This window comes from Actinomadura formosensis NBRC 14204 (assembly GCF_001552155.1).
Taxonomy (GTDB): domain Bacteria; phylum Actinomycetota; class Actinomycetes; order Streptosporangiales; family Streptosporangiaceae; genus Spirillospora; species Spirillospora formosensis.
This window is the reverse complement of sequence record NZ_BCQQ01000023.1, coordinates 46,589-65,474: the sequence shown is the minus strand read 5'-3', so window position 1 is coordinate 65,474 and position 18,886 is coordinate 46,589. Positions and strand designations below refer to the sequence as shown.

Annotated in this window: 20 protein-coding genes and 3 tRNA genes; 18 read left to right on the top strand and 5 right to left on the bottom strand. The window is 69.1% G+C overall.

The window, feature by feature from the left end; all coding sequences use genetic code 11:
* Window positions 1–114: 114 nt before the first annotated feature.
* The 3 genes from AF1_RS08765 (at window position 115) to AF1_RS08755 (ending at window position 3,247) form a co-directional block, all read left to right on the top strand.
* Window positions 115–1,614 (top strand): Eco57I restriction-modification methylase domain-containing protein, encoded by a 1,500-nt coding sequence (locus tag AF1_RS08765; RefSeq protein ID WP_067794851.1) that lies wholly within the window; start codon window positions 115–117, stop codon window positions 1,612–1,614.
* Window positions 1,611–2,549 (top strand): BsuBI/PstI family type II restriction endonuclease, encoded by a 939-nt coding sequence (locus AF1_RS08760; RefSeq protein WP_067794848.1) that lies wholly within the window; start codon window positions 1,611–1,613, stop codon window positions 2,547–2,549. The genes AF1_RS08765 and AF1_RS08760 overlap by 4 nt, the downstream gene beginning before the upstream one ends.
* Before the next feature lie 446 nt (window positions 2,550–2,995).
* Window positions 2,996–3,247: a DUF7662 domain-containing protein gene (locus AF1_RS08755; protein WP_067794845.1), complete on the top strand. Its 252-nt coding sequence runs from the start codon at window positions 2,996–2,998 to the stop codon at window positions 3,245–3,247.
* Between the two features lie 104 nt (window positions 3,248–3,351).
* On the opposite strand, the gene AF1_RS34195 is transcribed toward AF1_RS08755, so the two are convergent.
* Entirely contained in the window at window positions 3,352–3,654 is a 303-nt protein-coding gene (locus AF1_RS34195) for a hypothetical protein (RefSeq protein ID WP_131732483.1), read from the bottom strand.
* A gap of 531 nt (window positions 3,655–4,185) precedes the next feature.
* On the opposite strand from AF1_RS34195, the gene AF1_RS34190 reads away from it, so the two are divergent.
* Window positions 4,186–4,318, top strand: a tRNA-Tyr gene (locus tag AF1_RS34190).
* A 691-nt stretch (window positions 4,319–5,009) separates the two neighbouring features.
* Window positions 5,010–5,735 (top strand): DsbA family protein, encoded by a 726-nt coding sequence (locus AF1_RS08750; protein WP_067794842.1) that lies wholly within the window; start codon window positions 5,010–5,012, stop codon window positions 5,733–5,735.
* A 38-nt stretch (window positions 5,736–5,773) separates the two neighbouring features.
* Here the strand turns inward: AF1_RS08750 and AF1_RS34185 are convergent, their stop codons facing one another.
* Genes AF1_RS34185 through AF1_RS08740 form a run of 3 tightly spaced genes read right to left on the bottom strand, consistent with a single transcriptional unit; the run spans window position 5,774 to window position 8,039 of the window.
* Window positions 5,774–5,938: a hypothetical protein gene (locus AF1_RS34185; RefSeq protein WP_157419154.1), complete on the bottom strand. Its 165-nt coding sequence runs from the start codon at window positions 5,936–5,938 to the stop codon at window positions 5,774–5,776.
* A 3-nt stretch (window positions 5,939–5,941) separates the two neighbouring features.
* A complete protein-coding gene (locus AF1_RS08745) occupies window positions 5,942–7,384 on the bottom strand; it encodes a glycosyltransferase family 2 protein (protein WP_084262632.1) in 1,443 nt (480 codons plus the stop codon).
* 1 nt (window position 7,385) lies between these two features.
* Window positions 7,386–8,039, bottom strand: coding sequence for a class F sortase (locus AF1_RS08740; protein ID WP_067794840.1), 654 nt, complete (start codon window positions 8,037–8,039; stop codon window positions 7,386–7,388).
* Window positions 8,040–8,677: 638 nt separating this feature from the next.
* Here AF1_RS08740 and AF1_RS08735 point away from each other — a divergent pair.
* From AF1_RS08735 to AF1_RS08690, 10 genes are all read left to right on the top strand, one after another.
* Window positions 8,678–9,340: a MerR family transcriptional regulator gene (locus AF1_RS08735; RefSeq protein WP_067794862.1), complete on the top strand. Its 663-nt coding sequence runs from the start codon at window positions 8,678–8,680 to the stop codon at window positions 9,338–9,340.
* The gene (locus AF1_RS08730) at window positions 9,334–10,404 is read left to right on the top strand and encodes a TerD family protein (protein WP_067794837.1); all 1,071 of its coding nucleotides are present in this window, start codon (window positions 9,334–9,336) and stop codon (window positions 10,402–10,404) included. The genes AF1_RS08735 and AF1_RS08730 overlap by 7 nt, the downstream gene beginning before the upstream one ends.
* A gap of 108 nt (window positions 10,405–10,512) precedes the next feature.
* The gene (locus tag AF1_RS08725) at window positions 10,513–11,238 is read left to right on the top strand and encodes a protein phosphatase 2C domain-containing protein (RefSeq protein WP_242608696.1); all 726 of its coding nucleotides are present in this window, start codon (window positions 10,513–10,515) and stop codon (window positions 11,236–11,238) included.
* A 112-nt stretch (window positions 11,239–11,350) separates the two neighbouring features.
* Window positions 11,351–11,423: transfer RNA gene (locus AF1_RS08720), tRNA-Thr, on the top strand.
* A 293-nt stretch (window positions 11,424–11,716) separates the two neighbouring features.
* A tRNA-Met gene (locus tag AF1_RS08715) sits at window positions 11,717–11,790 on the top strand.
* Between the two features lie 118 nt (window positions 11,791–11,908).
* The gene (gene rpmG / locus AF1_RS08710) at window positions 11,909–12,073 is read left to right on the top strand and encodes a 50S ribosomal protein L33 (protein WP_026404241.1); all 165 of its coding nucleotides are present in this window, start codon (window positions 11,909–11,911) and stop codon (window positions 12,071–12,073) included.
* 304 nt (window positions 12,074–12,377) lie between these two features.
* Window positions 12,378–12,815: a MaoC family dehydratase N-terminal domain-containing protein gene (locus tag AF1_RS08705; RefSeq protein ID WP_067794831.1), complete on the top strand. Its 438-nt coding sequence runs from the start codon at window positions 12,378–12,380 to the stop codon at window positions 12,813–12,815.
* Window positions 12,815–13,240 (top strand): MaoC family dehydratase, encoded by a 426-nt coding sequence (locus AF1_RS08700; RefSeq protein WP_067794828.1) that lies wholly within the window; start codon window positions 12,815–12,817, stop codon window positions 13,238–13,240. The genes AF1_RS08705 and AF1_RS08700 overlap by 1 nt, the downstream gene beginning before the upstream one ends.
* A 78-nt stretch (window positions 13,241–13,318) precedes the next feature.
* Window positions 13,319–14,386 carry a UDP-N-acetylmuramate dehydrogenase gene (locus AF1_RS08695; RefSeq protein WP_067794826.1) on the top strand — a complete coding sequence of 356 codons (1,068 nt, stop codon included), beginning with the start codon at window positions 13,319–13,321 and terminating at the stop codon, window positions 14,384–14,386.
* Window positions 14,387–14,584: 198 nt separating this feature from the next.
* Entirely contained in the window at window positions 14,585–15,166 is a 582-nt protein-coding gene (locus tag AF1_RS08690; RefSeq protein WP_067794823.1) for a TMEM165/GDT1 family protein, read from the top strand.
* A gap of 39 nt (window positions 15,167–15,205) precedes the next feature.
* On the opposite strand, the gene AF1_RS08685 is transcribed toward AF1_RS08690, so the two are convergent.
* Window positions 15,206–16,261, bottom strand: a complete 1,056-nt coding sequence (locus tag AF1_RS08685; RefSeq protein WP_067794819.1) for an adenosine deaminase — start codon at window positions 16,259–16,261, stop codon at window positions 15,206–15,208.
* Between the two features lie 269 nt (window positions 16,262–16,530).
* On the opposite strand from AF1_RS08685, the gene AF1_RS08680 reads away from it, so the two are divergent.
* The 3 genes from AF1_RS08680 to AF1_RS08670 all read left to right on the top strand — a co-directional run bounded on the left by AF1_RS08680 (window position 16,531) and on the right by AF1_RS08670 (window position 18,821).
* Complete coding sequence (locus tag AF1_RS08680) at window positions 16,531–17,466, top strand: hypothetical protein (protein ID WP_067794817.1); 936 nt, start codon at window positions 16,531–16,533, stop codon at window positions 17,464–17,466.
* Window positions 17,467–17,555: 89 nt separating this feature from the next.
* The gene (locus AF1_RS08675; protein ID WP_067794814.1) at window positions 17,556–18,065 is read left to right on the top strand and encodes a SigE family RNA polymerase sigma factor; all 510 of its coding nucleotides are present in this window, start codon (window positions 17,556–17,558) and stop codon (window positions 18,063–18,065) included.
* A 3-nt stretch (window positions 18,066–18,068) separates the two neighbouring features.
* Window positions 18,069–18,821: a hypothetical protein gene (locus AF1_RS08670; protein WP_067794811.1), complete on the top strand. Its 753-nt coding sequence runs from the start codon at window positions 18,069–18,071 to the stop codon at window positions 18,819–18,821.
* Window positions 18,822–18,886: the final 65 nt, after the last annotated feature.

The following is an 18,886-nucleotide window of genomic DNA, read 5'->3' as shown; positions in this document are numbered from 1 at the left end:
GGCGCACCGGGCGTGCGGCCTCTCCGGGCCGGTCCCGGCGCGCCACGCCGCCTACCACTCTCAGCTTTCCCCAGGGACGTCAAGGAGGGGGAGGCGTTGCGCTAGCGTGGCTTCGTGGTGCATGACCTCCTCGCCCAGGCTGAGCGGAACCGAGTAGCCGCTCTCACTGGCCTTGATCCAAAGACCCAGGACTCCCTAGGTCAATTCTTCACACCCGCCCGCGCAGCTGCACTCATCGCCTCAATGCCCGACCTGCCAGAGGAAGGCTGCCTACGGGTTCTCGATCCTGGCGCGGGGTCGGGCATCCTGTCCGCCGCCCTCGTAGCCCGTGTTCTCGACCAGCGGCCCAACCTGGCGTTGCATGTGGTGGCAGTCGAGCGTGACAGAACTGTGCTGCCATATCTGACGGACACTCTTGAGGCTTGTACCGCCGCCGGAGACGGTCGCGTGACATGTGACGTGATCGACGCCGACTTCATCACCGCCTCGACAGGCACAGACCAGGACGAGCGACTCTCGGGCTTTAATCTGGTCATCCAGAACCCCCCGTACGCGAAGCTCGCAGCTTCCTCAGCTGACCGCGCTGCGGTCCGCGCAAAGGGAGCCGACGCGCCCAACCTGTACGCCGCGTTCTTGTCCCTGGCGACGGCCACGCTCAGCCAGGGCGGTCAGTTGGTGGCCATCACTCCACGGTCATTCTGCAACGGTCCCTACTTTGGTGCCTTTCGGTCCTACCTGCTCGATCAGTTGGCCCTAGATCGGGTACACGTCTTCGAATCGCGTTCAACCGTCTTTGCTGACACTGGCGTACTCCAAGAAAACGTGATCTTCTCTGGCACGAAAGGGGGAACACGCAATCAAGTGATGCTTTCCACGAGCGCCGGCCATGAGGAGGAGGCATCCCACCGTAATGTGCCCTACTCGGACGTTGTGCATCCAGATGACCCGCACCGGTTCATTCGGATTGCCACCAACGAGGAGGACACCAAAACTGCCGAACGGATGCTGTCTCTTCCCGACACCCTCGCGTCACTCGGAATCAAAGTCTCTACCGGGCGGGTAGTGGACTTCAGGTCGCGGGAATGCCTCCTGACACAAGCCGAAGACGGCGCCGTACCGTTGATCTACCCCGGCAACGTCCGTGAGGGCCTAGTGGTCTGGCCCAGAGAGATCCGGAAACCGCAGTGGTTCCAGCCCATCACCGACAAGGACGCAAAGATGTTGCTCCCCGAGGGATGGTACTGCGTAGTGAAACGATTCTCTGCCAAGGAAGAGCGACGTCGTATCGTCGCCGCTGTCTGGTCACCGGAGCAGACACCTGGAAAGGTGGCTTTCGAGAACCATGTGAATGTCTTTCACGTCAATGGCCTTGGTCTGGATCGGGACACGGCTCTTGGTCTCTCCATGTGGCTCAACTCCTCCCTCGTCGACAAGTTCTTCCGCACCTTCTCCGGGCATACGCAGGTGAACGCGACCGACCTGCGGACAATGCGGTTCCCCGATCGGGAGTCGCTGCGCCAGTTGGGAGCGCTAGCCCCTGAACGGCTGCCGATACAGCATGAGATTGACACCCTCGTTGACAAGGTCCTGGACATGGTAGACACAGCTGTGTGACTGACAAGATCCGCGAAGCCAGCCGTCTCCTCGCCGCTCTCCAGATGGACTCCGAGCGCTCGAACGAGCGCTCTGCGCTCACCCTGCTGGCCCTACTACGCATGGGCCCCAGCGACACCTGGGCGGACGCCTCTAACCCCATGCTCGGCACCAGGGCCATCATGGACTGGATGCGCGACGAATACGGCCGGGCGTATGCCGCTAACACTCGCGAGACGATCCGCCGGTCCACGCTCCACCAGTTCGCTGAGGCGCTGCTCGTCCAGCAGAACCCGGACCGACCAGACCGCCCCATCAACTCACCCAAGTGGAATTATCAGGTCACGCCAGAAGCGTTGGCGGTGATCCAGCGATACGGCACAGCCGAATTCGATCGAGCCCTGGCCGAGTACATCGCCAGGGTGCCGGGTCTGATTGTCCAATACGCAGCAGCGCGGGAGATGAACCGCATCCCGGTTACCTTGCCGAGCGGAGAGCCGTTCACTCTGTCTCCGGGTGGGCAAAACGTACTGCTTAAGCAGATGGTTGAAGAGTTTTGCCCGCGTTTCACTCCGGGCGCTGAAGTCCTTTACGTGGGGGACGCAGACGCGAAGTGGGCGCTGTTCCAGGAAGAACGACTCGCAGATCTCGGCGTGACGGTCGATGAACATGGCAAGATGCCCGATCTTATCGTGTACATGGCCGACAAGGGTTGGCTCGTGGTTCTCGAAGCTGCCTCATCTCATGGCCCAGTCGATGCTAAGCGTCGCCGTGAAATGTCGTCCCTATTCGAGGGTGCAATACCGGGACTGGTCTACGTTTCTTGTTTCCCTGACCGCAAGGAGATGCGGAAGTACCTCCAACAGATTGCGTGGGAAACAGAGGTATGGTGTGCCGGCGACCCATCACACTTGATTCATTTCAATGGGGAGCGTTTCCTCGGTCCATACAACTGACCAAGACCCCACACTGACAACCGCCATTCACTGAGCTGGTTCGGGCGCCACTACCCCGCGGCTCCGAGCGCAGCGCCCGGGAATGCTCTATGGTGAGAGTGTCACGCTGGTCTGCGCTCTGCCGCAGGCGGTGTGCATCACGTAGGAGGCCCCTGGGGATCGTTTCCCCAGGGGCCTCTGCCGTTCGAAGGAGGCGCCAGCTTGCCAAGGCCAGCATGGTGACCTCGATCGAGAACCGGTTGAACGTGCGCGAAGCGGGGGTCTCGCGACCCCCAGCCCCCCGCGAGCCAGGTGGCACGCCCGCGCGAATCGGTCTATCACACCACCTCGCCGTTCGCGCGGGCGTACCCCCTGGAGCGATGCCCACGTGAGCGCCAGCGAGACGCCCCTGGCGACACCCCGCGTACCACCCTGACTTCCGAGACTCCATAACCGATGATGGTCAGGTGGTTCGACGTGAGCAGTATGAGCGGCTAGCGCAGCACCTACGGTCAGACGGCCGCCCATACATCGAGATGTCATTCGCCGAGATCTCTGCGGTGATCGGCGCGGCCTTGCCTGAGAGCGCCGCCAGGTACTCGCAATGGTGGGAGACCGACCCCCAGCACACACAAGCAACCTGGTTGGATGCCGACTATCGGGCCCTTCCCAATCGCGACGCGCAGCGCGTGACCTTCGTCAAGGCCGTGTCCGGCTAACAGCGGTAGCGGCAACGACTCCGACCATGCGCGCACCCCCCTAGTCGCCCAGCTTCGGGCAGCCTCGAGGAACTTCCTAGCTGCGCCCAGTTTGTTACATTTCGTCAGCGATTAAGTTCGAGCACTATTTTGCGTATGTTTTTATAAGCCGTGTCAGTAAGTCCTCTACCTAGCATGTATGCGCCAATGGCGTCCGGGTCGAGGGGCCCAGTACCTCGAAATTCATGCAAACGGTGACGAGCGTCTTCCTTCTCATGTGCGCCGGCCCAGCCGTTGCCTCCACCAAAGAGCTCGATGGCATTTAGTTGCTCTCTTAGTTCTGGTGCAATAGATGAAACTGGAGTCTCGGTTGGGTCGCTGAGGTTCTTGGCTTTGGTTTCGATCGCCCATTCGATGACTGGTGCCAATGACCCCTCAATGACGCAAAGCGCAGACCGCTGGGCGTATTGTTGAGCAACGGCTAGCGTTTCTCCGGTGGGAAGGAAGGCTAGAATTGGCCTATTTGAGTATCCGCTGCGCGATTGAGGAGTGGTCGCCTCGAACTGCCCCAGTTCGGGTACTCCTCGGCTGGCCGCGTGAGTATTTGCGACGACTAGAGGATGGGTGTTTCGCTTGGCGGCTTGCTCCCTTATCCATGCCACTCCAAGGCTAATTGCCTCATCTTGGGGGCGTTCTTTGGGCACCCATGCTGCCTCAATAAGCTCCACACTAACACGCATTTTTTGCCTTTCTGTTTGACGGGAACGACATAGTTGTCTCTATTGAGACGCCTGGATGATGTTACTGGTTTACATGTGCGTGCCTGCTCGCATGAGGGACCATAGTGACTAACCTTGGGACCGCTTTGCACGGTGCGGTACTGGGCCTCATGGTCTCCCGCCCCACGAGCGGGGCGGTGGAGCTGTTGGTGGCTCGACGCTGGGCAGGCCCAGGGAACGGAGGCGGCTTGCCGAATGCGTGCCGAGTTCGGGCTTCAAGGGAGAGAACCAACAGGTCAGGGGAGTTGGGCGGTGGGACTGTAAATCCGTCGGCTTAGCCTACCCAGGTTCGAATCCTGGACCCGCCACACCACATAGAACGGCCCCTGACCAGCATCAACGCTGTCAGGGGCCGTTCTCGTTGGGGCCCGCAGGTCCCGGGTGTGCACGGAGCAGTTACGGAACATGGTGGATGCGCTCTGTCGTTCCTGGCCGTTGTCGATGCGGCCGTTCCACGTCTGCTCATGGTCGTCGATGCACCTGGCGTGGACGCGAAGCAACACTTCAATGCCGTGGCCGGCGTGGCGGGCGACTTCGGGGGCTGGGATGTTGACGGTGGGGTTCAGTTGGTGGTTTCGGCGCGGATGAAATCGGCCAGGGGTGGAGGGATTTCAGGGGGAGTTCGGTCGTGGTCCAGGGAGCGATGAGGTCCGTGGAGGGTGTAGCGGGGAACGACGTGCAGGTGGAAGTGGAGGACGCTCTGCCAGGCCGTCTCTCTCCCTGTGCGCGAGGTCGTCTCGCTTCTGGCCGTGGTCGTGCCGGTGGTGCCCGGCGCATCGCCTGGCAGGTCGCCGCAGCGGAGCACTGAGTCCCCCGGCTGAGGGCCACGCCTCTTCCGTGAGGTTGTTGGGGGTCGCTCTCGTGGGGACGGTGGGGCCGTTGGCGGCTGGGCGTGTCCGAGTCAGGGACGAGAGCTGGGTCACACCAGGTGGGGATGGTTTTTTCTTTTTGACTAGTAGAAACTGTAATAAATAGCTTCGGGCGTCGCTGAGGAGGGATGCGCGATGGCCTACATCGTCTACGGGGACTTCAACTGCCCCTACTCCTACCTGGCGAGCCTGCGTGTGGACGAGTTCGTACGGCGAGGCGGGTCCGGCATTGAGTGGCGGGCCGTGGAGCATGATCCGCGGCTGCCGCTCACCGGCACCCCCAGAGGTGCCGCGCAGGGTGAATGGGCCCGTGAGCTGGGGGAGATCGCCGAGGTTTCACGGCCCGGCGAGGCGGTGCCGGAGGCGCCGCCACCGGTGGTCAGCAACACCGGCGCGGCCGTGGCCGCATATGCCGAGGCGTTGACCGACGGTCTGGCCGACGAGGTGCGGCGGGAGATCTTTCGCGCCATCTGGGTGGACGGACGTCACGTGAGCAGCCCGTACGAGATCCGCCGTATCGTCGCGGAGTTGATGTATCCGCAGGCGTCGGCGCTGGACCACCGGTACGGCCCCGACCTGATGATGGCCGTGGACGCCGGCCGTGTCGCCTCTGGGACTGAGCGGCGCTTCGGCGCGACGGTCAGCGTGCTCGGCGGACCCCTGACGGTGACCGGTCAGCGCCGTATCGAGCGGTGGCGTGCGGAGTGGCAGGGCCTTACGCCGGTGGTCCCGGCCGTCGTCTGCCCGGACGGCGCCGTGCTCCCCGGACTCTCCGGCCTGGGCCGCCTGGCCGAGCTGCTGCCCGTGGCGGCGCCGAAACCGGTCGTCACCGCGGACCGAGAACTCGCCAAGGTCACCTAAGGAAGGCCGGGGGGCGGGACCCCGGCCTTCCAAGGGCGTCAGCCCTTGCGGGCGGGAAGGATCCGCTTCACGGCCAGGCCGGCGGAGACCAGCGTGAAGAGCGCCAGGCCGATCCAGAGGGCCTGCACGCCGAGCCAGGGAGAGGCCGCGGCTGCTCCGCCGAAACCGGCGGCGATGCCACCGATGGGTGGGGTGTTGTACATGACCTACCATTTCCTTTCTTTACGCCAGGCGGCCTGCCAGAAGGCACGGGCCTGGACGATCTGGAGAAAGACGTCGAAGATCATTTCGACGACGATGGTGCCGGCGAGGGCCATCTGCAGCTTGCCGCGCTGCCGGACGGTCACCACGCGCTCCAGCATGAAGATCAACGTGACGGCGGCCCAGACCGGACTGATCTTGATGCCGCCGAGCCAGATGGCCGAGTAGGCGAGCGAGGACAGATAGGCGACGATCACCAGGATGCCGATCAGGGAGAGCAGCTGCCGTCCCCAGTAGGGGCGGGTGATCGGCGTCCAGCCGTAGTCGAGGAGGTTCTCCAGGGCGCCCCGCTTCCAGCGCAGCCTCTGCTGTCCCAGTTCCCGCCAGGTCGGCATCACCTCGGTGGTGAGCGTGCACTCCGGGGGGCACAGGATGCGGAAGCCGAGATGGAGGATGGCGAGCGTCAGCTCGTTGTCCTCGGTCAGGACGCGGACGTCGTAGACGTGGGGGAGGCCGGGGAGGCGCTCGGCCCGGCGGGCCGCGACCACTTCCTGGAGGGTGGCGGCGCGGAAGATGGTGGCGGTGCCGGTCAGGACGAGCGCCTTGCCCTGCACGCGCCGGACGTCCCGCGCGTACCGGGCGTATTCGTTGCGCTGGAACATGCCGACCGTGCCGCCGCCCGGCTTGCCGGTGAAGGTGCCGCCGACCGCGGCGTAGCGGCCGGTGGCCAGGTACTCGACGCCGTGCCGGATGAAACCGGGGTCGAGCGCCGAGTCGGCGTCCATCACCATGATGGCGTCGTCCGGGCCGAAGATCGGCAGGAGGCGGTCGAGGACCTGGTTCAGCGCCCCGGCCTTCTTGTGCTTGTTGCCGCGGGTCCCGACGATCTCGACGCCGCACAGCTGCGCGAACGCGGCGGTGGCGTCGGTGCAGTTGTCGGCGATCACCACGATGTGGTCCGGGGGACGCTCCTGGCGGCGCAGCGAGGCGATCGTCTCGGTGATCTGCTTGGCCTCGTTGTGCGCCGGGATCAGGACCGTGACGCGCATCGCGTCCGCGCGGGTGGGCGGCAGGTCGCGTTTGCCGTCGTCCTTCTTGCTGTCCTTGGTCCGCCGGTGGGAGTGGGCGGGTGCCGCCTCCGGACGGGCCGGGGCCGGCTCGGTACGGCGAGGTTCGGGTGCCGCCTGGGGACGGGGGCGGGCGGGCACCGGATGCGGGCGGGCCGGCGGTGCGAGCGTGTGCACCGGCCGGTCGGGCAGGGTCACCGTCGGTGAGCCGCTCGCCGCCTGGAACGTCAGGTGCCCCGTCCCGGGCGTGGTGATCGGACGCTTGGCATGGGCGGATGCGGGGTGTTCGGGCCGTGCGAAACGGTGTCCGGCGGGACGGTCGGGGAGCGTCACGTCGCAGGCGGCCCCGGCGAACGCCGCGGGGTCGAAGGCCGATGGCATGTCAGCGTGCCCCCGTGGTACGCAGCAGGTGCCCGTAGGCGATGACGTTGTCGACGTAGTGGCCGCTGGCGCGGTCGAAGCGTCCACCGCAGGTGATCAGGCGGATCGCCGCGTAGCCGGGATCGCCGTAGACCCGCCGCGTCGGGAAACGGCCCTTGTCGACGCGCTCCACCGAGTCGATCCGGAACACGGCGGTGCGGCCGTCGGCGCGGAGCACTCTCGCCTCGTCGCCCGGGCGCAGGGCGCCGAGGCGGTAGAAGACCGCGGGGCCGCCGGCCGTGTCCACATGCCCGATGATCACGGCCGCGCCCCGGCTGCCGGGCGCGGCACCGAGCCGGTACCAGCCGGCCTCCTGGGCTCGGCTCAGCGGCGGAGTCTCGACGGTCCGGTCCGGGTTCTGGGCCAGCTTCATCAGCGGTGTCCGGACGTCGATCCGCGGTACTTCCAGGCGCAGCGGCGCCGAACGCGGCAGGGCGGGGGTCGTCGAGGGGACGGCCGGGCTGGACACCGACGCCGCGGCGGGCGGCATCGGCGGGCCGGCGGTGGCGGGCTCCTCCCGGAACGCGTGGAAAGCGAGGAATGCCGCCCCGACCAGGCCCGACAGCCCGACGGCCGCGGCCGCCAGGATGCGCGAGCGCCGACCACGACGTTCCACAGACCGACTCCCCGACGTACGACCGATGGTGATCGCCGTAACCCTCGGCGACGGGTGGAACAGTAACGCCTTGACGTGACCAATCGGCCCTTGTCATGAGTGAAGCCGCAGATGAGCGGCATGGGACGGATGCGGTGCGCGGTGTGCCGCCGAGCGTCCGGTGGCTCTCTCGACGGGGCGGACCGCTACGCGGAGTCATGGACCAAATCCCCCGGATGCTCACCGGGTCCAACGTTCTGACCTGTGAAAACGTCAACCATCGGACTTCTGGCCGAGGTTTCGGCCGGTCCGCGCGGCAATATCATCAAACAGGGCGAAACCGGACGGTGGATACAAAGATCGCTGTCCGGAAGTGGTCACCTTGGCCGGGTCGAAAATCGAGCCGGACGATGGCCGCCGTCTCCGGTTCACACCTCTGATCAGCAGTCCTGCGGCCGGGCGGCGGCGGGCGCGTCGACCTGGGACTGCCAACCGGCGCGCCCTCCCTGTCTGAAATTCTCCGCGGACAGTGGTATATGGTGCGTCCGGCCCGTGTAAGACGTCCCTCCAGATCGTGGACACGGACGGTGACCGGGGGACGGGCGGGGCGTGTAGCGCATGTTGACCTTGACGTTGCGTCAACGTCTGTAATGGGGGCCATGCGGATCGGCGAACTCGCCGCACTGGTCGGGGTCTCGTCCCGGACAGTGCGGCATTACCACCGCCTGGGGCTGCCGCCCGAGCCGGAACGGCGCGCGAACGGGTACCGCGAGCACCGGCTGCGGGACGCGGTCCTGCTCGCCCGGATACGGAGGCTGACCGAGCTGGGCCTTTCGCCGGCCGAGATCAGCGACGTCCTGGCCGACGATCAGGGCCGCGAACTGCGTGAAGTCCTGGTCGAGCTGGACGCGGACCTGGCCCGGCAGCAGCAGGCGATCGAGGCGGGGCGGGCCCGGCTCGCCGCGCTGCTGGCCGAGGCGGAGCTGCGGCCCGACTCGGCGGTGTCCCCGGAGATGGCGGAGGTCCTGCGGGGGCTGCCGCACGGATCGGGGTTCGCCGAGCTCGACCGGGGCCTGCCGGCGCTGGTCGACACCGCGTCCGAGCCCACCGAGCGGGCCAGGTTCGCCGAGATGCTGCGTCCGCTCGCCGAGCCGGAGGCCAGTGCGCGGGCCGCCGAAGATCTCGCCGCGTACCTGCCCCCGGAACTGGCGGCGCTCCTGGTCGAGCACGGCGCGGACACCGGATGGCTGGACGAGTTGTCCGCCGCGCAACGCGAGGTGTTCCGGTCGCTGGTGGCGATCCTGAAGGACCGGTCGTGTTGAAGACGGCCAGGGCCGCGCTGCTCGCGATGATGCCCGCCGAGCTGATCGTCCTCGTCCTGGTCGCGTCGGGCGCGCCGTTGCCGCGGCCGGTGCTCCTTGTGACGAACGACCCCGGCTCCGGAACGGCCAAGGCACGCCGAGCCCACCGGGAAGGTGTGCCGATCGTCGACGAGCGGACGTTCCTCGCCCTCCTCGAAAACGTCCGGCCGGGAACACCGCACGGGGCCAAGGAGCCGGCGCCGCCGCCCGGGAGACCGCCCGGGAGACCGCCCGGGAGACCGTCCGGGCGGACCGGCCCGCTGGAAGGACGCCGCGTGCTGGTCCTCGGCGGAACCCACCCCGCTTCGTCCGCCGCGCGGAGCCGGGTCGTCGAGCTGGGCGGTGCCGCGGCCGTGAACCTGTCCGCAAGCGTCACGGACGTCGTCGCCTTGGACGGCGGCGAGAACGACCGGCGAATGGAACGGGTCGTCGCCCTGGAAGTGCCCGTTCACGAAGAACGGTGGCTCAGGGCACCGGAAAGAGCGGAGACGGAACGCGTGTCGCCGATGGTGCTGCCACGCGGTGCGGCCATCGACCTGCCGGCCGGGACGCGGTGGACGGTCGCCGCGTCCTGGGTTCAGCACGCGTCCTGCGAGGTGGATGTGGTGGCCTTCGCGCTCGACGAGGACGACCAGGTGTCCTGCGACGAGGACTTCGTGTTCTACGGCGCCGCCGAATCCCCGGACGGGGCGGTGCGCCTCGCCGCCGACGGCCCCACCGAGCAGGCGATCGCCATCGATCTGGCCGCGCTGCCCGAAGCCGTCCGGAAGGTGACCGTCGCGGCCGCGATCGACGGCAGAGTGACGTTCGGTGAACTCGGCCCGGTCGAACTCGGGATCGGACCGGACGACGGCGAGCGGGCGGTCGCGCAGGCGACCCTCGACGCCGGGACGAGCGAGCGGACGATGCTGCTCGCCGAGATCTACCGGCGCGGCCCGAGGTGGCGGCTCCGCGTGGTCGGGCAGGGCCACGACTTCGGCCTGGCCGAGCTGGCGAGCGGCTTCGGCGTCGACGTCGAGGACTGAGGCCGATACAGCAGGGCGATGGCCCGGCGTGCCCCATTTGCGGGTTCGGTCTACCGGCCCCGGGCGGGCCGTCCACCGTGTAGACCTGCATCCGTGCAGGTGAGTTATGTGAGCGAGGCGACGCCGGGACGGGAGAACGAGGACTTCGTGGCGGCCGGGCCCGGATGGGTCGTGCTGCTGGACGGGGCGACGGCCCCGCCGGGGGTGGACAGCGGGTGCCGGCACGACCCGGCATGGCTGGTGCGGAGACTGGGCGGCCGGATCGCGGCGCTGCTCGCGCTGGAGGAGGGCCGGCCGCTGCCCGACCTGGTCGCCGAGGCCATCAAGGTGACGGGCGAGGCGCACGCGGGGACATGCGATCTGGAGAATCCGGACAGCCCGTCGGCGACGGTGTCGCTGCTGCGCCGCCGCGACGGGGCGGTGGAGTGGTACGTCCTCGCCGACTCCCCGATCGTGATGGACGCCGGCGAGATCAGGGTGTTCCGGGACGACCGGGTCGACCATCTGCCCAGCTACACCCTCGAAGGCGTGCGGAGGTCGCGGAACAGCCCCGGCGGGTTCTGGGTGGCGAGCACGAAACCGGAGGCCGCGTACGAGGGGCTGACCGGCGAGGTGCCGGTCGAGGGCCTCACACGCGCGGCGGTGCTGAGCGACGGCGCGTCCCGGCTCGTGGAGCGGTTCGAGCACATGGGCTGGGACGACCTGCTCCGCCTCCTCGACGAGGAAGGCCCGCGGGAACTCGTCAGGCGCACCCGGGCCGTGGAGGCGTCGGCGGCCGGCCGGCCGAGAGGCAAGCGGTTCGACGACGCCACCGCGGTCTTCGTACGTTTCTGACGGCCGCCGGGCGGGGCATTCCGGCGGGCGCCGCACCCGGACTCCGAAGAGCCTTATGCAGTTCGCGCCATGCCCTCGGGCCGTGTATGGTTTTACTGCGCGAACGACGCAAGCCCCTTTAGCTCAGTCGGCAGAGCGTCTCCATGGTAAGGAGAAGGTCTACGGTTCGATTCCGTAAAGGGGCTCACGACACACGGGCCGCCCTCCGGCATCACCGGACGGCGGCCTTCGTCGTCCCCGCGGTTCCTGCGCCGGAGCCGAGGAGCCGGGAACGAGTTGATTCGCTCCATAGCGGGGCCTGTGGTACCGTCCCACCGGTTCCAGCAGGACGTTTCACGGCTCATCGGCGCGCCCGATGTCCCGGAGACGGTCCGGTGGAGCCCGCGAAGCCGAAGCCCCGATCTCGATCCGGGTTGTCGCGTTTCCAGGGTTCGGTGAGCATCCGGTATCCTTGTAATCCGGTCACACCGACCATCACGGCGGGGTAGCTCAGTCAGGCAGAGCAAGCGGCTCATAATCGCTGTGTCGCCGGTTCAAGTCCGGCCCTCGCTACTACCCATGTCTCTCACCTCCGTCCCGGAGGTGAGCAGGCTGGGTCGAATCGCCGGCCGCCCGCCAGGGCGGCCGCGGCCCGAAGTTCCATGTCCCTTACCCAGAAAGGCACTCCATCGTGGCTGCCACCGACGTCCGGCCGAAGATCACGCTGGCCTGCCAGGAGTGCAAGCACCGCAACTACATCACGCGGAAGAACCGGCGCAACGACCCGGACCGCCTTGAGATCAAGAAGTACTGCCCCAACTGCAGGACGCACCGTCCGCACCGGGAAACCCGCTAGCTGAGGCCCGGACGGAGGAGTACTGCCCGCTGTGTTCAAGGCACGGGGCCAGGACCCACCGTCCGCACCGGGCCGGACGCACCGTCCGCACCGGGAAACCCGCCAGTTGAGCCGGGTCGCTCCAGGCCCCGCAGCGGCTGCTTCTTCGCACGCTTGCCCTGACATGATCAGCCCGTCCTCGCCACTGAGACCCGCGAGGGCGGGCTGAACGTCGTTCTGTTACCGTCCGAGCGAAGACGGGACAGGATGTGCTCAGGGGGCGCCCGGGCATGGATGCCCCGTTCGACCTAGAGGGACGGAATGCATGGCACTCAACCGTGATTTCATCGGGCGGAGCTTCCCGCCCAGCGAACCGTACGAGGTCAGCCGGGTGAAGATCCGCGAGTTCGCGGACGCGATCGGCGACCACAACCCGATCTACCGCGACCAGGAGGCGGCCAAGGCGGCCGGGTACCCCGACGTCATCGCGCCGCCCACCTTCCCGATCGTCGTCTCGCTCGGCAACGCCGGTCTCGCCGACCCCGAACTCGGGCTGAACTACGCGATGGTCGTGCACGGTGAGCAGCGCTTCGAGTACACCCGCCCGCTGCGCGCCGGCGACGTCGTCACCTGCACCGCGACGATCACCGAGATCAGGTCGATCGGCAACAACGAGAAGATGGTCATCGAGACCGACGTCAAGACGACCGAGGGCGAACTGGTCTGCAAGTCCTACAACGTGATCGTGGAGCGGGGTGCCTGATGACCGCCAAGGTGAACTACGCCGACGTCGAGGTCGGCACCGAGATCCCCGCGCAGACCTACGCGATCGACCGCGCCGACCTCGTCATGTACGCGGGCGCGTCCGGCGACTTCAACCCGATCCACTGGCGCGAGTCCGTCGCCAAGGCCGTCGGCCTCCCCGACGTCATCGCGCACGGCATGTACACGATGGCGCAGGGCGGCCGGTTCGTCACCGACTGGGCGGGCGACCCCGGCGCCGTCGTGGACTACGGGGTACGGTTCTCCTCTCCGGTCGTCGTCCCCGACGAGGGCGGCGCGACACTGGAGATCAGCGGCAAGGTGGAGGAGAAGCTCGACGACGGCAAGGTCGTCGTGGCGCTCACCGCCAGGTCCAACGACCAGAAGGTCCTCACGCGCGCGAAGGCGGTCGTCAAGCTCGCCTGAACGGGAGCGACGCATCGGCCGGGGCCGTCCCGGCCGATGCCGCCATGGGGGCCGGGCACGTACGGGAGGGAAGACGACGTGGCGGTGATCGCCGAAGAGGTGAACCTGGCCGGATACACCACACTGCGGCTGGGCGGCCCCGCCCGGCGGTTCGTCGAGGCGACGACCGAGGCCGAACTCGTCGCCGCGATCCGCGCGGCCGACGACGAAGGCGAACCCGTCCTCGTGCTCGGCGGCGGCAGCAACCTGGTCGTGTCCGACGACGGCTTCCCCGGCACCGTCGTGCACATCGGCACCCGCGGCACCGAACGCACCGCCGCCGAGGGCGGCACCGTCCACGTCCGCGCCCAGGCCGGCGAGGACTGGGACCCGTTCGTCGCCCGCTGCGTCGCCGACGGTCTCGCCGGCGTCGAATGCCTGTCCGGCATCCCCGGCCGCGTCGGCGCCACCCCGATCCAGAACGTCGGCGCCTACGGGCAGGACGTCAGCGAGACGATCATCGAGGTCCGCGCCTACGACCGGGAGTCCCGGGCCGTCGTCACGCTCGACCGCGCCGCCTGCCGCTTCACCTACCGGCACAGCGTCTTCAAGGGCAACGACCGGTACGTCGTCCTGGACGTGACGTACGCGCTCCACGAGGCCGAGGAGTCGCAGCCCATCGCCTACGCCGAACTGGCGCGCAAACTGGGCGTACGGCCGGGGGAGCGGGTCACGCTGAAAGAGGCCCGCGACGCCGTCCTCGAACTGCGGCGCGGCAAGGGCATGGTCCTGGACGCCGCCGACCCCGACACCCGCAGCGCCGGATCGTTCTTCACCAACCCCGTCCTCGACCCCGAGCAGCTCGCCGAACTCCAGCGCCGCGTCGCCGAGCGCCTCGGCCCGGACGCGACGTTCCCGCGCTACCCGGAGACCGGCGACCGGGTCAAGACGTCCGCCGCCTGGCTCATCGACCGCGCCGGATTCGCCAAGGGCCACGTTCTCGGCCCCGCCCGCATCTCCACCAAGCACACCCTCGCCCTCACCAACCCCGGCGGCGCCAGCACCGCCGACCTGCTCGCGCTGGCCCGCGAGGTCCGCGCCGGCGTCCGCGACGCGTTCGGGGTCGAACTGGTCAACGAGCCCGTCCTCGTCGGGGTCGCGCTCTGATCCGGTAGGGTCGGAAACGTCGAGGGGGAGTAGTCCCAATCGCGTGATCGACATACTGGCGCCGCCGGTGGCGCCCGGTCACGCGGGCCCGGTGCGCACCGCGGCGGACGAGACCCTCGGCCTGGCAGTCCATGCCGGGCCGAGGTCGCGTGTGCTCGACCCCCGCCCTTCGCCCGGCGTCCGAGCGAGAGGGAACCGGTGTCCGCCTTCCTCATCAGCCTGGCCGTGATCTTCGTTGCCGAGCTGGGCGACAAGAGCCAGCTCATGGCCATGACCTTCGCCACCCGTTTCCGCGCCGCGCAGGTGCTGATCGGCATCACGGCCGCGACCGCGCTCGTCCACCTGGCGAGCGTCGCCCTCGGCGCGGCGCTCGGCGCCGCGCTCCCCACCGGCCCGATCTCGATCCTCGCCGGGCTCGCGTTCCTCGGCTTCGCGCTGTGGACGCTCCGCGGCGACGAACTGGACGAGGACGAACGCGCGAAGGCCCGCCGCGCCAAGGGCTCGGCGATCCTCGCCGTCGGCGGCGCGTTCTTCCTGGCCGAACTGGGCGACAAGACCATGCTCGCCACCGTCACCCTCGCCGCCGACCACGGCGGGCTCCTGGCGCTGGCCGGTGTGTGGGCCGGTTCGACGATCGGCATGGTCGCCGCCGACGCGCTCGCCATCGCCGCCGGCCAGATGCTCGGCCGGAAACTCCCCGAGCGCGTCATCAAGTACGGTGCCGCCACGGGATTCGCCGTCTTCGGCGCCCTCCTGCTGGTCGAAGGGATCACCGCCTGACGGGACGCGGAAGCGAGCGGGCTCGGCCGCGTCCGCCGCCTAGCCCGCGAGCCAGGCGTCCACCCCGGCCAGCAGCCGCTTCCGCACGTCATCGGGGGCGGCCGACGCCCTGATCGACTGCCGGGCCAGCTCCGCCAGCTCCACGTCGGAGAACCCGTGCTCGGTGCGGACCAGCTCGTACTGGCGGGCCAGCCGCGACCCGAACAGCAGCGGATCGTCCGCGCCCAGCGCGATCGACGCGCCCTCCTCGTACAGCCGCCGCACCGGAACCTCCGATGCCGTCGCCGCCACCCCGAGACCCACGTTCGACGCCGGGCACACCTCCAGCGTCACGCCCCGCTCGACGATCCGCGCCAGCAGCCGCGGGTCCTCCACGGCGCGGACACCGTGCCCGATCCGGTCGGCGGCCAGCATGTCCAGGCACTCCCGGACGCTCGCCGGGCCGAGCAGCTCACCGCCGTGCGGGCTCGACAGCAGCCCGCCGCGCTTGGCGATCCGGAACGCCCCCTCGAAGTCGTAGGCCCGGCCCCGCCGCTCGTCGTTCGACAGCCCGAACCCGACCACGCCCCGGCCCGCGTACCGGACGGCCACCCGCGCGAGCGTCTTGGCGTCCAGCGGATGCCGGGTCCGGTTCGCCGCGATCACCACGCCGATGCCGACGCCGGCCGCCTCCGCCGCCTCCCGCGCCGCGTCCAGGATCAGCTCCACGGTCGGGGTCAGCCCGCCGAACTTCGCCATGTAGCCGCTCGGATCGACCTGGATCTCCAGCCAGCCCGAGCCCTCCGCCGCCTCGTCCTCGGCCGTCTCGCGCAGCAGGCGGCGCAGGTCGTCCGGCGTCTGCAGCACCGAACGCGCGATGTCGTACAGGCGCTGGAACCGGAACCAGCCGCGCTCGTCGGTCGCGTGCAGCCGGGGCGGCCAGTCCTCGACGAGGGCGTCCGGCAGGTGGACGCCGTGCACGCCGGCGAGTTCCACGAGCGTCGAATGCCGCATCGATCCGGTGAAGTGCAGGTGCAGATGCGCCTTCGGGAGCTTGGCCACGTCCGGGCGGGCGGAGCCGCGCGGGGCGGGGGCGGGCTCCCGGTGGTCCGGCATGGAGTGGTCCTGGGCCGGACGGGCTGAAACGGTACGGGCCTCCATGTGCCAATGTTGCCGGATCCGCGGGCGTCTCGAACCCCTGTCCCCGCGAGATCACCACACCGGACTACCCCGCATGACACGCGGCGGCCATCCGCCCATGGGCACCTCAGAAAAAACTTTGGAACCGCGTGCAACCCCCTGTCCGCACCGTGCGTATACGAGGGGCGCCAGAGAGAAACGGGCACCCCCCGCGAGAACGACCCGGGCAGAAAGGGACACACACCATGATCACGCTGAAGGCCGCTTTGATCGCCGCGTCCGCCGTCGGAACCGTCGCCGTCGGCGGCGGCGCGACCTGGGCGATGACGGGCACCCACCACGAGGCCGGCCTCCAGTCGAACGGCGCCAAGGCTCCCGCCGCGACCAGCGAGCTGCGGCACACCGCGCCGAAGACGCTCCCGACCTGCATCCCGGCGAAGCCCGGCCTGCCCGAGGGCAAGCTCCCCGCGACCGGCCTGCCCAAGGCCGACATCCCCAAGACCGGCGTGAAGAAGCAGGTCGAGCAGCACCTCAAGCAGAACCCGGTCACGAAGAACCTGCCGAAGACCGAACTGCCCGAGACCGACGTGCCGGGCGCCAAGGTCCCGGGTGTCGACGCCCCCGGCGTCAAGAGCCCGGACGTCAAGGGCCAGCTCCCCGCGCACCTGCCGGCCTGCGCGCCGACCGCCCCGGGCCTGCCGACCGACGCCCCGGCGCCGAGGCCGTCCGCGGCCGTCCCCGCCAAGCCCGGCCTGCCCGCCGTCCCGAAGCTCGACTGCAGCAAGCTGATGCCGGCGGTCAAGGTCGGCGGAACGGTCGAGAAGACCGTCATGCTGCCGAAGGGCCTGCGCTACACCTCGGCCGCCTCGGGCTCCGCCGAGCTGCGCAAGCGGAAGATCTGCGCGATCACGCAGAAGTGGACCGGCAAGGCCGGCCAGTGGCTCACCGTCGAAACGCTGAAGACGCCCGCCGGCATGACCCAGAATCAGCTCCGGCAGGCGCTGCGGCTGCCCGAGGGCGGCAGCCCGGTCACCGTGGCGGGCTTCGCCGGCTGGCGGGCCCCGAACGGCAACGGGGTGCTGCTGTTCGACCCGAACGGCTACTCGCTGTTCGTCAACGGCAGCCCCGTCCTCGCCGGCGGGCTGCGGGACGTGGCGACCGCGCTGGGGCAGGCGCGGTAACACCACAGGCGCGAGCGGGCGGCCCTGGCGCGGGGGCCGCCTGCTCTCGGTGACATCGACCGGAACCGCACTAGCCGGGACGGAGCACAGTGGGGCGTCGAGACGACGAGTCGTTCGTGGAGTTCGTGGCGGCACGCGGCGATGCCCTGCTGCGCACCGCGTCGTTGATGTGCGGGGCCCGGCAGGACGCCGAGGACATCCTGCAGACCGCGCTTGAGAAGGCTTACCGCCATTGGGGGCGGCTGGAGGCGGGCAGCGATCCGGAACCGTACGTCCGCCGGATCCTGGTCAACCTCATCATCAGCCGCGCCCGCCGGTGGAAGGTGCTCCGGGAGATTCATATGGCGCGACTCCCGGAGACACCGGCCGCCTCACCGAACCACGCCGTCGAGCTGAGGGGGACGCTCATGGACGAGCTGCGCAAGCTCGGCCCGCGGCAGCGTGCGGTACTGGTCCTGAGGTTCTGGGAGGACCTCTCGGAGGCGGAGACGGCGCAGGCGCTCGGCTGTTCGGTCGGAACGGTCAAGAGCCAGGCGTCCCGGGGGCTCGCCAGGCTCCGGGAGCGCCTCGACACGAACCTGGCGCCACTGGGGAGATGAGCGATGGACCTGGAGAGTGAACTGCGGAAGGCCATGGCCGAGCAGGTGGCCGCGGCGACCGCGTCCCCCTCGCTCGCCGCGGACGTCAAGCGGCGGCACCGCCGCCGGGCGGCCCGGATCCGCGCCGCCGCGGGCGTCGCGGCCGCATCGGTCGCCGCGCTCGCCCTCGTGCCCACCTACCAGTCGTTCCAGGCCACGCCGGCCGGGAACGCCGAGACGCCACGTCCCACGAACACCGTCTCGGCGCACCGGCCACCGGAGCGGTCTCCCGCCCCCGATGTCCCGGTGTCCTCGCCGTCCAAGGGGAGGACCGAGGCGGGTGCCTCGCCGAGGCCGGCCACGCGTCCCTCCTCCGGCGGGGGGACGGGACCGGACAGGCCCGGCGTGGGCGACGTGACCGGACGGCTGCCGCGCTGGATCACCTACATCCCGGACGCTCTTGCCTCCACCGGCCCCTGCGCCGTGACCGAGGACGCCGGCCGCAAGACCACGACCTGCCAGTGGCGCGGCAAGACCGGCTGGGTGGAGATCGCTCTGGTGAAGAGCGGCGGGCTCACCGGCCCCGCCGACCTCATGAAGACGACGGGCGTCCCAGGCCGTACGTCCGTGCGGGGGGCGCCCGCGCTGACCGCCGACCGTCCCGACTCGGCGCGCCAGATCTCGTGGCTGGCGCGGCCCGGGGTCGGTGTCACCGTCACCGCCAAGGGAGCGCCCAAGGACCAGCTCATGCGCATCGCCGAGGGCGTGCGCCCCTGAGGGGAGACCACGGGAAAAGAAACCGGCCCCGGGCAGCGTGCGCCCGGGGCCGGTTCGTACGTCGG